Annotated in this window: 14 protein-coding genes; 5 read left to right on the forward strand and 9 right to left on the reverse strand. The window is 69.6% G+C overall.

The window, feature by feature from the left end:
- Positions 1-115 precede the first annotated feature (115 nt).
- Both HEB94_RS18420 and HEB94_RS18425 read right to left on the reverse strand, forming a co-directional pair.
- Positions 116-1360, reverse strand: coding sequence for a DUF6596 domain-containing protein (locus HEB94_RS18420; protein ID WP_192751034.1), 1245 nt, complete (start codon positions 1358-1360; stop codon positions 116-118).
- Entirely contained in the window at positions 1357-1749 is a 393-nt protein-coding gene (locus HEB94_RS18425) for a YciI family protein (protein ID WP_192751035.1), read from the reverse strand. Before HEB94_RS18425 ends, HEB94_RS18420 begins: the two co-directional genes overlap by 4 nt.
- A gap of 368 nt (positions 1750-2117) precedes the next feature.
- Between HEB94_RS18425 and HEB94_RS18430 the strand changes: the two genes are divergently transcribed.
- Complete coding sequence (locus HEB94_RS18430) at positions 2118-2972, forward strand: sulfotransferase family protein (protein WP_337917781.1); 855 nt, start codon at positions 2118-2120, stop codon at positions 2970-2972.
- Between the two features lie 10 nt (positions 2973-2982).
- Here the strand turns inward: HEB94_RS18430 and tatA are convergent, their stop codons facing one another.
- The 3 genes from tatA to HEB94_RS18445 form a co-directional block, all read right to left on the reverse strand.
- Entirely contained in the window at positions 2983-3240 is a 258-nt protein-coding gene (gene tatA / locus HEB94_RS18435) for a twin-arginine translocase TatA/TatE family subunit (protein ID WP_192751037.1), read from the reverse strand.
- Positions 3241-3648: 408 nt separating this feature from the next.
- Positions 3649-4581 carry a phosphotransferase family protein gene (locus tag HEB94_RS18440; protein ID WP_192751038.1) on the reverse strand — a complete coding sequence of 311 codons (933 nt, stop codon included), beginning with the start codon at positions 4579-4581 and terminating at the stop codon, positions 3649-3651.
- A 105-nt stretch (positions 4582-4686) separates the two neighbouring features.
- On the reverse strand, positions 4687-5106 hold the full coding sequence (locus tag HEB94_RS18445; RefSeq protein WP_192751039.1) for a hypothetical protein: 420 nt from the start codon (positions 5104-5106) through the stop codon (positions 4687-4689).
- 549 nt (positions 5107-5655) lie between these two features.
- On the opposite strand from HEB94_RS18445, the gene HEB94_RS18450 reads away from it, so the two are divergent.
- Complete coding sequence (locus tag HEB94_RS18450; protein ID WP_192751040.1) at positions 5656-8274, forward strand: outer membrane protein assembly factor BamB family protein; 2619 nt, start codon at positions 5656-5658, stop codon at positions 8272-8274.
- Positions 8275-8377: 103 nt separating this feature from the next.
- Positions 8378-9403, forward strand: coding sequence for a phosphotransferase enzyme family protein (locus HEB94_RS18455; RefSeq protein WP_202896418.1), 1026 nt, complete (start codon positions 8378-8380; stop codon positions 9401-9403).
- Between the two features lie 78 nt (positions 9404-9481).
- Here HEB94_RS18455 and HEB94_RS49345 read toward each other — a convergent pair whose 3' ends face one another.
- Positions 9482-9982, reverse strand: coding sequence for a MarR family transcriptional regulator (locus HEB94_RS49345; protein ID WP_192751041.1), 501 nt, complete (start codon positions 9980-9982; stop codon positions 9482-9484).
- 162 nt (positions 9983-10144) lie between these two features.
- On the opposite strand from HEB94_RS49345, the gene HEB94_RS18465 reads away from it, so the two are divergent.
- Positions 10145-10801 carry an FMN-dependent NADH-azoreductase gene (locus HEB94_RS18465; RefSeq protein WP_192751042.1) on the forward strand — a complete coding sequence of 219 codons (657 nt, stop codon included), beginning with the start codon at positions 10145-10147 and terminating at the stop codon, positions 10799-10801.
- Between the two features lie 145 nt (positions 10802-10946).
- Positions 10947-11996, forward strand: coding sequence for an MBL fold metallo-hydrolase (locus tag HEB94_RS18470; RefSeq protein ID WP_192751043.1), 1050 nt, complete (start codon positions 10947-10949; stop codon positions 11994-11996).
- Positions 11997-12067: 71 nt separating this feature from the next.
- Here the strand turns inward: HEB94_RS18470 and HEB94_RS18475 are convergent, their stop codons facing one another.
- The 3 genes from HEB94_RS18475 to HEB94_RS18485 form a co-directional block, all read right to left on the reverse strand.
- Complete coding sequence (locus tag HEB94_RS18475) at positions 12068-12445, reverse strand: DUF1330 domain-containing protein (protein WP_192751044.1); 378 nt, start codon at positions 12443-12445, stop codon at positions 12068-12070.
- Between the two features lie 84 nt (positions 12446-12529).
- A complete protein-coding gene (locus HEB94_RS18480; RefSeq protein WP_192751045.1) occupies positions 12530-13660 on the reverse strand; it encodes an alkene reductase in 1131 nt (376 codons plus the stop codon).
- Between the two features lie 83 nt (positions 13661-13743).
- Positions 13744-14952, reverse strand: coding sequence for an MFS transporter (locus tag HEB94_RS18485; protein WP_192751046.1), 1209 nt, complete (start codon positions 14950-14952; stop codon positions 13744-13746).
- Positions 14953-15023 lie beyond the last annotated feature (71 nt).

The raw sequence follows: 15023 nt of genomic DNA on the forward strand, positions 1-15023 counted from the left end.
TCAGGAGCCAGGCGTCGGGTCAGCCAGTTGAGATCGGCCTGTTCACCGCCAACTCGCTCATTATGAGGACGGAACGCGCCTACCGAATGGCGGCGTCAGGCTCCGGCCACGGGCATTACCGGGTACGGTCGCCGACCGCCTTGGCGTTGAGATAGCGCTGCTCGGGAATGCTGGTGGCGAGCCGGGCGGCGGTGGCGTAGGCGGCCCTCGCCTCCTCGATCCGGCCGTCCCTCTCCAGCAGATGCGCGTGGACGGCGTACAACCGGTGGTTGCGACGGAGCCGGCGATCACCCAGCAGCGGCTCGAGCATGGCCAGCGCCGCCGCGGGACCGTCCACCTCGGCGACGGCGACGGCGTGGTTCAACGTGACCACCGGGCCGGGTGCGAGGTCGTGGAGCATGCCGTAGAGGATCTCGATCTGCGGCCAGTCGGTGTCGGCGGCGCTCTCGACTTCGTCGTGGACCGCCGCGATCGCCGCCTGCAGTTGGTAGGGACCCACGAGTCCGGTCGGGAGCGTCTGCTCGACCAGCCGGACCCCCTCGGCGATGAGTGCCTGGTCCCACAGTGCGCGGTCCTGCTCGGCGAGGGGGACGAGCGAGCCGTCGGGCCGGGTGCGGGCGGCCCGACGGGCGTCGGTGAGCAGCATCAGCGCCAGTAACCCGCTCACCTCGCCGGCTGCTGGGAGATGGTGGTGCAGTCGGCGGGTCAGGCGGATCGCCTCGTCCGCCAGGGACGTGTCGGTCAGGTCGGCCCCGGTAGTGGCGGTGTGGCCCTCGGTGAAGATGAGATACAGCACCTGCGCGACCGCGGCCACCCGGTCGGGCAGCTGCTCGGCCGCGGGCAGGGTGAAGCGCGCGCCGACCTGCCGGAGCCTGGCCTTGGCCCGGCTGATCCGTTGGGCCATCGTGGCCTCGGGGACGAGGAACGCACGGGCGATCTGTGCCGTACCCAGCCCGGCCACGGCCCGCAACGTCAGGGCCACCTGGGACGGGCGGGGGAGCGCCGGGTGGCAGCACAACAGCAGCAGTGCCAGCGAGTCGTCGCGCTCGGTCCCGAGGGCGTCGTCGGCGGCGGGCGCGAGAAACGCGTCGGGTGGCGTGTGCCGGGCGACCAGGTCCTCCCGGTCGGCGCGGGCCTGGTCGGCCCGCCACTGGTCCACCAGGCGGCGCGAGGCCACCGTGATCAGCCAGCCGCCCGGATCGTTCGGCATGCCGTCCTCCGGCCACCGCCGAGCCGCGGCCAGCAACGCCTCCTGTGCGGCGTCCTCAGCGGTGTCGAAGTCGCCGTACCGGCGGACCAGCGCGCCGAGGACGCGTGGCGCGTACTGGCGCCACGCGTCCTCCAGACCGGCGTAGGTCACTGATCGTCGCCGCCGGGCCACATCACCGGACGGAGTTCGACGACGCCGCCGGGTTGGGCGAACCGCGCGGCGATCTCCTCGGCCCGCTCCCGGGTCTCGCAGTCGATCAGGAAGAACCCGGCCAGCTGTTCCTTGGTCTCGGCGTACGGACCGTCGGTGACGAGGTGGCCCTCCGGGCTCCAGCCGTAGAGCGTGGCCGAGGCGGGGTCGGCCAGTGCCTCCGCCGTCACGAACTCGCCCGATGCGGAGAGCTCGCCGAGCAGGGCCTCGAACTCCCGATCAGCCTTCTCGTGATACTCGGCCGGCAGCGCCCGCCCCTCCGGGTTGTAGCGCGAGGTCGGGTGGCCCCACGGGTCGGGGTTGGCGTGGATCAAGATCACGTACTTCATCGAAGTGCCTCCGTCTGTGGTTCGGTCGGGCGCCGGGTCGCGACCCTGCGATGGAGACGTCGGAGCCGACGACGCGTTCTCGACAGCGAGCAGGCACAGATTCTCAAAGTGGAGGACCGACGCCCGCAGGTGGGGTTCGCCTGGCCGGGCGGGCCGCGTCCACGGCTGCCGCTCCGCTCAGCGTGTGGGGCCGCTCATATTTCCCGCCATCGCGGAATTCCCCCGCTGGTAGGCACGCCGCGCCGACGGGTTCTCAGGCGATTCTTAGCCGACCTCATTACTGTCCGTTTGCGATGGCGTGTGACATCTCGAGTAGAAACTAGATGATCTCTATGCGTCGGCGGCTTCGGGCAATGGTGAAGGAGCGCGTGTCGGGGCATCCCCGGCTGCTTCAGGGGGTGCGGCGGGCTCGAAGGGTCGCTCGTCGTCCGGCGCGGTGGCCGGCGGCGCGGCAGGTCGTGCGGCGGAGGGTCGCGGCTGACGCGCGGTTGGTTCGTTCGCCGGTGTTCGTGATCTGTCCGGTCCGGTCCGGGTCGACGTTGTTGCGGGTGTTGTTGAACAGCCATCCCGACATCTGTGCTCCGCACGAGCTGCACCTGCGGTTCGTGCGGGTGCAGTTCGAACGTCATTACGCCGAGTTGTCGATGAAGGAACTCGGGCTGGAGCAGGACGAGCTCGAGTACATGCTGTGGGACCGGGTCATGCACCGGGAGCTGGTGGCGAGCGGGAAGCGGGTTCTGGTCGACAAAACGCCCGGGAACGCGACGTTCCACGAGCGGCTCGTGGCGGGGTGGCCTGATGCGCGGTTCATCTTCCTGCTGCGCCATCCCGCGTCGATCGTGGCGTCGTTGATGGAGACGAGACCTGACCGCGAGCTCGGCTCGACCGTCAAGGAGGCGTTGACGTACCTCGAGGGTGTCGAGGAGGCGCGCAACTCCGTGCCTGGTCTGGTGGTGCGGTACGAGGATCTGGTCGCCGATCCGGTGGCGGTGACCCAGCAGGTGTGTCGGTACCTCTCGGTTCGGTGGGATCCGCGCATGTTGGCGTACGGCCAAGCCCGGCACGGCACGTTCCGCGCCGGCATCGGCGACTGGACGGTCAAGATCCGTTCGGGGCGGGTGCAGCCGGGGCGAGCGCTGCCTGATCCGGCGGACGTACCCGAAGGTCTGCGGCCGATCGCCGAGGCCTGGGGCTACCTACCTGAGCTGACCCGACTGACCTGAGCTGACCTGCTCAGACCTGGTCGTGCTGCACGCTGTCGGACACGTTCGGCGCGGCGGCACCGTCGGGGTTCGACTGCGTCGTGGATTCCTGGTCCTGCGCGATCGTGGGCAGGGCGGTGGGAGTCGGGTCGTCGTCCCGGAGTTCCTTACGGAACACCCGCAGCGACTGGCCGAGCCCCTTCGCGGTCTGCGGCAGTCGGGTGGCGCCGAAGAGAAGAATCAACACGACACCAATGATCAAAAGTTCAGGAGCGCCCAAACTACCCATAATCGACCTCTCGCTCAGCACATAACCAGGCGAGTCTGCGCCAGCCTTCGGTGACGCACAAGGCAGCGGAGGAATGACTTTGCCGACGTTTGAATCATCGGTGGTGCGGAGGGGGCCGGGTAACGCCGAAGCGCGCCGGTTCGTCGGTCACGCGCGACGGCGCTGGAGGCTCCAACGGACGACCATCGCGATCGCGATCCCCGCCAGTACGCCGACCACGCCGACGAGCACCGCGATCACGATCAGATCAGCAGGTCCCATCAGACATCCCTCCTCTTCCCGGCCGTCGTACGCCAGCACGACACACCCAGCCATACCCAGGCCGACCCCCCACGACGCCGTTCGTGCTGGAAAGCGCGTGAAACCGCGCGCCCGGCATGCACGGACGCGTGGGGAGCCTGGGCGCGACTACCGGATCCGGCTTTCGGCGACACCGAGCCAGTGGCGCACCTCGGCCGGTCCGTGGTGTCGGATCGACCAGTCGACCAGCCGCACGCTCATGTGCGCCCAGTACAGCTGGAGCGTGGCCGGATCCAGGAGGTCGGACAGAAGCCCGTCCAGCCACGCCGCTGTCCTCTCCTCGCGAGTCGCGAGTGAGAGGTCGAACCGGAGGGTGACAAGTGCGAAGTGGCGGTCGCCGCGTCCGAGACCGTCCCAGTCGACGATGCCGGTGATGCGCCCGGACGCGTCGACCAGGACGTTGCCCGGATGGAAGTCGAGATGCACGAGGTCGTCCCCGGTCATCGGCCCCGGGTGGGCGGCGCCGACCTCGCGCGCCCGGCGCAGGAGCCGCCGGGTGCGGTCGCTGTGGCGTTCCAGTGATTCGTGGACGCAGAAGCCGGGGCCGCTCGTTCGCAGATACAGGTCGGGGACGGGGACGTCACGCCGGTCCGTCAGGAGGCCGGCGAACCGTTCGTTCATCGCGATCATGGCCTGGACGAGAGCGCCGTCGGTCCGCGCCGGCCTGGCGCCGGGCAGCCGCTCCTGGACGACGGCGATGGCGTCGGGGAGTTCGGCGACCAGGGTGTACTCCGGGACCGGAATGCCTCGCCCGCGGGCCAGCCGGAGGAGGTCGGCGGTGAGGCGCAGGTGGCGCAATGAGGCCGGCGATCCATCCGGCCACCAGGTCAGTACGCCGTCGCGGCCGTCGGGCCAGCGTACGTAGGCCGCGCCCACCTGGCCGCCGGGCGCGCGGCCGAGCAGGGTGAGCCGGATGCCGGTGTGTTCGAGGATCCCGGCCAGTAGGGCCTCGGCGTCGAGGGTGCGGACCCGGGCGAGCGACTGGTGGTCGTCGGGAGAGTGGCCCAGGCCCGTGGCAGTGGGCTCCGGATGTCTGGTCATGAGACGGGTGCTCCTTGATGTCGACGGGGAAACGTGCCCCCTCTGACATCGGAGCCGGATGGCTGTGCGGCCCATGGCACCAGGGAGATAACCCTATGGGTGCTGTCAAGCCCTGCCGGGTGGAAGCGCGTCGTCCCTGGCGCGAAGGAGTACGACGCAACACCCGACCAGGAGCGGCAGCCCCACCAGGTGGTAGCTGATGTCTGGCCAGTGTCCACCCCGGGCGGTCAGGTTCAGACCCCACAGGAACCCGAGCGTCGTGAACCCGCCGGCGATCAGCCCGGCCGTCCGCGCCCGGGCCGGCGCCAGCAGCATCACGGCGACACCGAGAAGCAGGACGACGCACAGGATCGCCTCGGCGATCCCGGCGTGCTGTGCGTCGAAGGGCTCGGACCGGCCGTCGACCCGACCGGACAGGTGGAGTGCCGATGCCACGGCCAGGCTGACCGCTACCAGCGCCATCACCCCCGCGACCCGGCGTGGGCTCCCGCTCGGCCGGACCGTCGCCATGTGTTCTGCGTCCATGCGTCGATGGTGCGCGACCACGAGGATGCCTGTCGTCATCCCTTCACCGCCACTTCGCCTACCGCCGCCGGGGTAGTGCGCGGGTCGGGCGTACTCCGGCTGAGGTATCCGAAGCGGTTGGGGCCGGGCAGACGCACCGACACGAGCCCGGTGTCGTCGGCGCCACGGCAGCCGTCCGAATTCAAGTCCGTTAGCTGTCGAAAACAAGGGAATCCGATGGGCGAGAGGAAATGCGTTTAGCTGCGCACAGCACACACATGCCGGTGTACCGCGACGGGCCATTCGCATTCTTTGGCCGGTGGTATTTCGGCAGTCGTTCACGTACCGGTCACGGGAATGCGTCGGCCGCGGCCTAGCTTCGTGGACGAGCGGTTCAGCCCGATGCGTCCGCCCTTGAAAGGGTGTGGGATCCGTGCGGTAGCGCCAGGAACACCACGCCGCTACCGGCGTCGATAGGCCATGTCCGCCATTCGGCTGGGTGTTCGCATCGCCATGCCGTTCTCCCGCTCCTCGAGCAAGAAACGAGACTTCGTGGAAAGGACTCAGTGCATGTTGCCACCAGATCAGAGTTTGACACCTGGTGCGAAGAAGAAGCTCCGGCTGGCGCTCACCGCCGCGACCAGCGTGCTGGCCGGACTGGTCGTCGTCCCCGTGTTGACACCGGTCGTCGCCGAGGCGGTGGACCCGCCCAAGGCGACGATCACCGGCGTCGTGTTCGCCGACAAGAACAAGAACGGTACGCAGGACAAGGGCGAGCGTGGCATCAAGGACGTGAGCGTCTCCGACGGTCTGACCATCGTCCGGACCGACCGTGACGGTGCCTACCGGTTCGAGACCGACCCGGAGCGCAGGATCACCGACCTGGTGTTCATCACCCAGCCGGTGGGTTACTCCGTCGGCATGGACGAGTCGTCGACGCCGCGCTTCTACCGCGATCTCGGCCAACTCGCCGACGACGAGGAACGGGCGGTCGACTTCGCGCTCGTTCCGGATCCGAAGAGTCGGCGCGACACCTTCACCTTCGCCAACATCGCCGACCCGCACGTCAACCCCGGCAACCCGTTGCGGACGGCGCAGGCATGGACCGAGCAGATGAAGGAGATCGGCTCGACCCAGGATCTGGCGTTCGTCCAGGTGAGCGGCGACCTCACCGACCGGGCGACCGAGGCCGAGTTCGAGACCTATCGTGCGGGCACAGCCGCTTCGCACGTGCCGGTCTGGCCCGCGGTGGGCAACCACGACGTCACCGGGGGAACGGGCTACAGCAGCCAGATCGACATCTACCGGCGCCAGCTCGGACCCGAGTGGTACTCCTTCGACCACGGCAACCGGCACTTCGTCGTGGTGGAGAACAACGGCCGGGCGCCCTTCGAGGAGCAGTTCGAGTGGGTTCGGCAGGACCTCGCCGCCAACGCGGTCGGCAAGAAGGTCGTGCTGCTCACGCACCAGCCGCTCAACGTGCCGTTCGGTGCGTCGCCGACCTACGACCGCTACGTCGACCTGTTCGGGCAGTACGACACCGAGTTGGTGCTCGTGGGGCACGCGCACTCCAACGACGTGGACGGCGAACTCATCGACGGCGCCAAGCACGTTCAGACCAACTCGAGCTCCTACACCGTCGACCAGACCCCCACGGGCTTCCGCTACGTGCACATGCAGGGGAAGGACTTCAAGAACCCGTTCCGGATGTACGGAGTGGAGAAGAGCCTGACCCTCACCAACCCCGTCCCGGGCGGAGAGGTCTCCTCGGCCGCGCTGGACCAGGTGCAGGTCAACGCCTACGACTCCTCGGAGGAGGTCCGCGAGGTTCGCTACCAGGTGGACGGTGCAGGGCCCTGGTACCGCATGAAGTCCTCGGGCGAGATGACCTGGTTCGGGGAGCGGCGCGGACGTCCCCTGTCGGCCGGCGAGCACTCGATCAGCATCGAGGCGGTGGACGAGACCGGTGCGCGGTGGACGAAGTCCGCGAGCTTCACCGTGACCACCGACAAGCCTGCGGTTCCGGTGGCCGGTGAGGACTGGGCACAGCACCACGGCAACGAGCGGCACAGCGGTGTCGCGGCGAGCGAGCTGGACCCGAACCTCGAACTCGCGTGGAGTTACCGGACGCCCGGCACGTTCCACACCGGCTCGCCGGTCATCGTGGACGGCGTGGTCTACGCCGGCACGCGCGACGAGGACGGCGATGGCAACGCCGCCGTTCACGCGGTGGATCTCAAGACCGGCAAGCGGCTGTGGGAGTTCGAGATGGACTCCTCCGTGCACCGGACCGTCGCCGTCCACGACGGCGTCGTGTACGCACAGAGCCTCCGCAGCAGGCTCCACGCACTGGACGCGGCGACCGGAAAGCAGCTGTGGATGCGTGAGCCCGAAGGGACGCCGGAGCCCTACAATCAGCGCACCACCGGCTACTACGGTGTCACCGTCGCGGACGGCAAGGTGTTCTGGACGCACCAGGAGCGTTTCGGCGTCGGAAGTCGCGGTGTGATCGCCGCGCTCGACTCGAAGTCGGGCGAGACGATCTGGGAGTCGCCGATGGTCTCCAACGGTCCTGCCGGCGGCACCCCCGTGGTCGCCGACGGGCGCGTCTATGTCGGCAACGGTGGCGACAACGGCGGCAAGGTGCTCGCCTACGACCTGGCGACCGGCGAGCAGCTGTGGGCCTCCTCCAACGCGCTCGGCGGCACCGGAAGCGGTGTGCCCACGGTCGCCGACGGGCGGGTCTTCGTCGGTGAGGACAACGCGATCATCGCCCGCGACGCCGCGACCGGTGAGGACCTGTGGCTGCACCGGAGTGGCGGCACGAGCTACCACTCCAACGACGCGACCCCCGCGACCGCGGCGGTCGCGGACGGCACCGTGTACATGGGCTTCCCCGATGGCCGCGTGTCGGCGCTGAACGCGGTGACCGGTCAGGTCGCCTGGACCAAACAGCTGCCCGGCAGGTTCTACTTCGGCGGTGTCTTCGCCTCACCGGTGGTCAGCGGTGACACGCTCTACCTCGGTTCCAACAACGGACACATGTACGCGCTGGACCGAGCGACCGGCGAGCAGCTGTGGGACTACGAGACCGGCGCCTGGAACGCGGCGGGACCGGCGATCAGCGGCAACACCATGGTGTTCGGTTCGTGGGACGGCAACCTCTACGCCTTCACCCAGAAGAAGTAACGAAGACCAGCCAAGAAGTAGGCGGGGGTTGACGTGTCGTCCCGCGGGTGGGGAGGGTCCAGGTGGCCCTCCCCACCCGTTCCGCTGTGGCAGACTCGCCCCGATGAACATCTCCAGGACGCAACCGCCGGCGGTGGCGATGCTGTGGGAGACACACGAGCCGCGCGACGCTCTCCTGAGCAGGTTCGGATTCGACGGTGCCGACGCCGCGGCTCGGTGGCTCGCGGGCGTTCTCGCGGCAGAGTGGGGCGTCACGATGCGCTCCTGCGAACGGGTCGTCATCAGTGCAGGCAACGCGCTCGCCTGGATCACCACGGACGCCGGCCCGCTGATCGCGAAGTGGTCGGCGGTGTCGAAGCTTCATCCGCGCCTCACCGAGGTCGCCGCGCTGACTGCCTGGCTGGACGACCGAGGGCTGCCGGTGTCCGCACCCATCGCGTCCTCCCGCGGCGTCCTGCAGGTCGAGGTTGACGGCGTGTCGATGGGTCTTCAGACGGTGGTGGACGGCGTACACCTCGACGTCGACGACCGCGACCAGGTCCACGAGGCCGGCGTCGTCCTGGCGCGACTGCATCTCGCACTGGCCGACTATCCCGACGGCGACCGCGTCGCGGCACAGCCGAAGCAGCGCCCGGCAACCTCGGCTGAGCCGCTGGTCCAGCGCATCGTCCGGTGGCTCGACTCGATGCCGCTGGAGCGAAGGTCGAGGGCCGCGGAGTCGCTTCGCGAAAGCCTCGCGGCGCTGGGATCGAAGGGCACGGCAAGCCTTGCCGTACAACTCGTCCACAACGACTTCCGTTCCGCGAACGTGCTCTGCAACGGCGGCCGGATCACCGCCGTCCTCGACTTCGAGGAGGTCGGCCTCGACCATCCGGTCGCCGACCTCGCCGGCGCCGCCGTTCTCCTCGGGACGCGCTTTCGGGGCTGGGGACCGGTCTCGGCGCGGACCCGCGAGGTCTTCGTGTCCGGGTACCGGTCGGTCCGCGCGCTCTCGGAGCCCGAGGAGGCCTGGTTGTCCGCGCTGATGTTGTGGCGAACGTTGGGACACGTTCCGGTCGGAGACGATCCCGCCGGATGGGCCGGCTCCGCGGACGAGCAGGCGTTCGGGCACGAGGGAAGCAGACGCTAGAGCCCGTCAGGGTTGCCGGGGTAATGACCGGTCGACGCCGTGGACGGGCGCTTCGTGCCGGCTCGTGGACCGCGCCGATCAGGCGCTGGCGTCGATGCTCTCGACGATGGTGCAGGCCGACTCGTTCGGATCGCTCCCGACCGTACCGAGCGCGGCTCGACTGAGAATGGCACGCAACTGGTCCGCCTCGTCGGGCTGGAGGCCGCCCAGGACGTGGCGTTCGACGTCGGCGACCCTGACGGTGAGTCGCGCGAGCGTCTTGGTGCCCTCGGCGGTGAGGGTGACGCGGCGGGACCGGCGGTCGGCCGGATCAGGCGTCCGTTGAACGAGACCCCTGGCCTCGAGGTCGTCGAGCAGGTACGTCATGGCGGTGCGGTCGATGCCGAGGTGGTCGGCCATCGCGGCCTGGTTCTGACAGACCCCGCTGTTGGCGGAGTCGAGCACCTGGAACCCGCGCGGACCACCGGGGATCTCGGCGATGGCATCGCCAACCGCCTTGTGGTAGGCGCGAAACAGCGTGCCGAGCGCCCATCCAAAGTCTTGGCTGGCCTCTGGCCGATCTTCCTGGCTGCCTGCCACGGGCGCGACTCTACCACCCCGGACGACGATCCTAGGCGAGTCAGATGATCTGTTGCTCAGATCATATTCTGCCGCGAAGGTTGCCTACCGATCGATAGTTCCATACGATCCCCGATGATTCAGATAATCTGATATTGAGACTATTCTCCGAGGAGACCGTTGATGAGCACTGTTTTCCGCCTCGACTCGAGCATCCGCAAGGAGGGTTCGGTCACCCGGGCAGTGGCGTCGAGCCTGGAGTCGGCCCTGACCGCCGAGTTGGAGGGCGCGACGGTCGTCCGCCGTGAGATCGGCCTGACTCCGCTGCCGTCGACCGTGTGGGCGCAGAGCGCGTTCGCCGGCTACGTCGCCGAGGAGCAGCGCACGGCCGAGCAGAAGGACGCCGTCGCGCTGGCGACGACGCTGGCCGACGAGCTCGTCTCGGCCGACGCCTACATCTTCGCTGTGCCGTTCTACAACTACGGCGTGTCACAGCACTTCAAGACCTGGGTGGACGTCGCGCTGACCGACTCGCGCTTCGCCCCCGGCCTGGTGCCGCTGCCCGGACGGCCGGCGTACCTCGTCGTCGCGCGTGGCGGTGCGTACGGACCCGGTACGCCCCGTGAGGGCTGGGACCACGCCACCGACTGGCTGCGCCGGGTCCTGGTGGACATGTGGGGCCTCGAGCTGGAGATCATCGAGAGCGAACTCACGCTCGCGGAGGTCACCCCGGCCATGGAGGCCCTCCGCGAACTCGCCGCGGACAACCTCCGCAACGCGCACTCCGCTGCCCAGGAGCACGGCAAGCACCTTGCCGGCCGGCTCATCTCCGCCATCTAGGCGCCGTCTGGTCGTCGTCTGGCGTCATCCGGGCGCGAGCTGGAACGGTGGGTGCGGAGCGTGTTCCGTCGCGCTCCGCACCCCCTCCGTAGTTGCCCGTGGCCGCCGGGAACCGGTTCGAGACAGCCCGCCGTAGGGTGGCCGTATGTGTGACGAGGCGGCCGATCTGCAAGACGTCCGCACCACCGTGCCCCGACCTGCCGAGGGATCAGTGGTCGACCCGATCGGACTCGAGCCGGTCGACGAGGTGGAGATCCTCACCTTGGTGGACAACGTCTTCGACGGGCTGCTGACCAGTGACGAGCGAACCCGCAGGGCCGGTTTCGGCGCGGGCGTGACGGCGGCGCCGGTGTTCGAAGGGGGCACCACCACCGTCGGCATGATCGCCGAGCACGGGTTCTCCGCGCTGGTGCGGGTCCGACGTGGCGAACAGACGAGCACGCTGCTCTTCGACACCGGCCTCTCGCCCGACGCGATGGTGACCAACGCCGACCGGCTCGGGATCAGCCTCGCCGACATCCACGCGGTCGTCCTCAGCCACGGACACTTCGACCACGTCGGTGGCCTCGTCGGTCTCGCCGGGAAACGCGGGACGCGCTCGCTGCCGATGGTGGTCCATCCGCTGGCGTGGACGAAGCGTCGCCTCGCGATGCCGGGAGGTGCCCGGGAACTCCCGACCCTGAGTAGGCGGGCGCTGCGCGGCGAAGGCTTCGAGGTCGTCGAACGACGCACCCCGTCGTTGCTGCTGGATGGCTGCGTGCTGGTCACGGGCGAGGTGGACCGCACCACGGAGTACGAGCACGGCATGCCTCGCCCGCACGAGGCATGGACCGGATCGGAATGGATCCACGACCCGCTCGTGCTCGACGACCAGGCCCTGGTGGTGCACGTACGTGACCGGGGGCTGGTGGTCCTCACCGGCTGCGGCCACGCCGGCGCGGTCAACATCGTCCGGCACGCGCAACGGTTGACCGGGGTGCGCGAACTCCATGCCCTGGTGGGCGGACTGCACCTTGGTGGCCCCGCCTTCGAGCCGGTCATTCCGCCCACGGTGGCCGCGTTGACCGAGTTGGCGCCGAGCCTGGTGGTTCCCGGGCACTGCACAGGCTGGCGTGCCCAACACGCGCTGGCCGCCGCACTGCCGAGCGCGTGGGTCCAGGGGAGCAGCGGCACCACCTACCGCCTCGCCGCCTGATCACGCCCCTCCACGTCGACGACATCCGTGGAGGGCTCCGAGCGAGCGGCCGCGAGCGCCGAGCGAGCGCCCTACTCCGGAACCGTGCCCCGGCTCGACGCCTCCGCGTCCGTTGCCGCGGCGCGGAGGTGAGCCGCCGTTGCCGCTGGTTCGTAACCGGCGGGCACGCCGTCGACAAGGATCACGTCGCCGTCGATGTGCCGACTGCGCAGAGGCCGGATGTCGTCGTACGCCGGGGACTCGTACCAGTCACGTGCCGCCTCGATGCCGGGAAAGCCGATCACGACCACGGCGCCGGGCCAGGATCCCTCGCGGACCTCGTGCGCCGTCCCGTGGACCAGGAAGCGTCCGCCGAACGGATCGAGCGTGGTCTGGATGCGCTCGATGTATTCCGCGACCTCCGGGTGGAAGTGTGGGTTGTGCAGGTTGGCGATGGCGTACGCGGTCACGATTGCCTCCCGTTTCGTGAGCTGAGCCCGTCGATCATCGTAGCCGCGACCCGACGACCGTTGTGGAGGTCGAGGAGGCGCTCGTCACCGCAGGGCCGCCTCGAGTGGCGCGGGTTGGGTTGTGGGCGCGGGCGACAGGACGGGATAGTCGGTGTAGCCGGCCGGTCCGCCCACGTACATCAGGGCCTTGTCGCGCACGGGATTGACCGGTGCGCCGAGGCGGAGTCGTTCGACCAGGTCGGGGTTGGCGAGGAACGGACGCCCCAGCGCCACCAGGTCGGCGCCCGCGGCCAGCAGCCGCTCGCCCCCGGACCTCCCGCCGTCGGCGGGGATCTGCGCCGCCGGCAGGGTCGGGTTGGCGATCAGCGTGGTCGGCCAGGCCCTCCGTAGCCGCGTGAAGAGGGGCTGGTCGGGGTCGGCGAAGACGATGTGCAGGTACGCCAACTCCAGTTCGGCCAGGGCCGGCACGAGAGCGCGGTAGATGTTCTCGGTGTCACCTTCCTGAATACCGTTGACGGTGAGACCGGGGGAAAGGCGGACCCCCACCCACTCGGGGCCGATCGCGTCGGCGACGGCTCGCGCCACCTCGACGGTGAACCGGACACGGCCGGCCACCGAGCCGCCGTAGGCGTCGGTGCGGCGGTTGGTTCCCTGGGCGAGGAACTGGTGCAGGAGATAGCCGTTGGCGCTGTGCACCTCGACACCTGCAAAGCCCGCCTTGACAGCACGACGGGCGGCGAAGTCGGCCACCGTGCTTCGAATCTCGTCCCGGGTCAGCTCGCGTGGCACGACGGCGGGTCGGTGCCCGCCGGGAGTGTGGATCGGCTCCGGGAACGGGATCGGCGAGGGCGCGACCGGTGTCAACCCGCTGTTGTCGGGGTGCCCGATCCGACCACCGTGCTGCAGTTGCAGGAACATCCGGCCACCCGCCGCGCTCACCGCCTCGGTGACGCGCCGCCATCCGGCCACGTGCGCGTCGCCGTAGATTGCCGGGATGTTGGCGTAGGTCTGGCCCACGGCGTTGGGTGTCGCGGCTTCGGCGATGATCAGTCCGGCGGAGGCTCGCTGCGCGTAGTAGGTGGCCATGATCGGTGTGGGTGTGCCGTCGGCACCGGCGCGGGTCCGCGTCATCGGCGCCATCACGAGGCGGTTGGGCAGCCTGAGTGCACCGAGGCGGGCGGGCTCGAAGAGGCGGGAACTCGAAGCGGTGTCCATGAGGGTGTATCTCCTTCTGGGGTTCGGACGTGGAGGTGGCAGAGGAGGATCGGAGGAGCCGGAACGTTCTGCGTGGGTGTTCGTCAGGTCGCGGCCGTGCGCCTGGCGGGGAAGCCGTGGGTGCGTGCCCCGGTCACGGCGGCGAGCACCGGCACCAGGAGCACCAGGACCGCCCACGGGAACGACGAGGACCCGGCGAGCCCGAGCAGGATGCCGCCGACGACTCCTCCACCGGCCATCGCGACGTTCCACAGCGTGACCAGCATCGCGAGGGCGGCGTCGGCGGAGTCTCCACCGGCGTCGCTCACCGCCGTCTGGAGGAGGGTCGGCACTCCGCCCCAGCCGAGACCCCACAGGGCCGCCGCGAGGAGGACCAGGGCGTGGCTCCCGCTGGTCGCGGCGAGGAGGACCGCGGCCACCGCGACCAGGACGGTGCCGGCGAGAAGCAGGGCGCGCAGCCGACGCTGGATGTGGACACCGACGATCCAGATGCTCACCAGGGAGGCCGCGCCGAAGACGAGCAGGACGACGTCGGTGGAGTCGGCCATGCCGAGGTGCCCGAGGAAGGTGGCGATGTAGGTGTAGAGGATGGTGTGTGCCAGGACGAACACGAGCGTGACGAACAGCACCGGAACCACGCCGGGTACGGCGAGCGCGCGGGTCATCGGCACCCTGGCACCTCGGTCCTGCCCGGCCTGGTCCGGGACCCCCACGCCGATCCACCCGAGCAGGACCACGGTGAGGACGGTCATCGCGAGGAACACAGTCCGCCAGCCGAGCGCGTTGCCGAGGAAGGTGCCGGCGGGTACGCCGAGGGACAGCGCGACCGGGATCCCCGCCATGGCGATCGCGATCGCCTTGCCCTGCAGGTGAACCGGCGCCATCCGGCGGGCGTACCCGGCAAGGAGCGCCCAGGCGAGACCGGCGGCCACGCCCGCGACGAAGCGCGCCACCATGGTCAGGGCGTAGCCGAAGGAGAGCGCGGTGACGGTGTTGGCGAGCGCGAAGCCCGCCATCGCCGTCAACAGCAGCCGCTTGCGGCGCCACGAAGCGGTCGCGGCGCTCAGCGGAATCGCGGTGAGTACGGTGCCGATCGCGTAGATCGTGACCGCCTGCCCCGCCGCGGACTCGCTCACCGCCAGGTCGACGCTCATCGCGGGCAGCAGGCCGGCGGGCAACGTCTCGGTCAGGCTGGTGATGAAGACGGCGGTGGCCAGCGCGAGCAACGCCAGCAGCGGCATCCGCTCCTGCGGGGTGTCGCGGGGAGCGGCGGTCAGCTGTGTGCTTCGCATCGTCGTACCCACATTCCTGGTCGGCTCCGGTCCGCTCGGTGTCCCGGGCGGTCTCGACGAGACGATCGTGG

It is taken from the genome of Actinopolymorpha pittospori, from assembly GCF_014873875.1.
GTDB classification, from domain to species: domain Bacteria; phylum Actinomycetota; class Actinomycetes; order Propionibacteriales; family Actinopolymorphaceae; genus Actinopolymorpha; species Actinopolymorpha pittospori.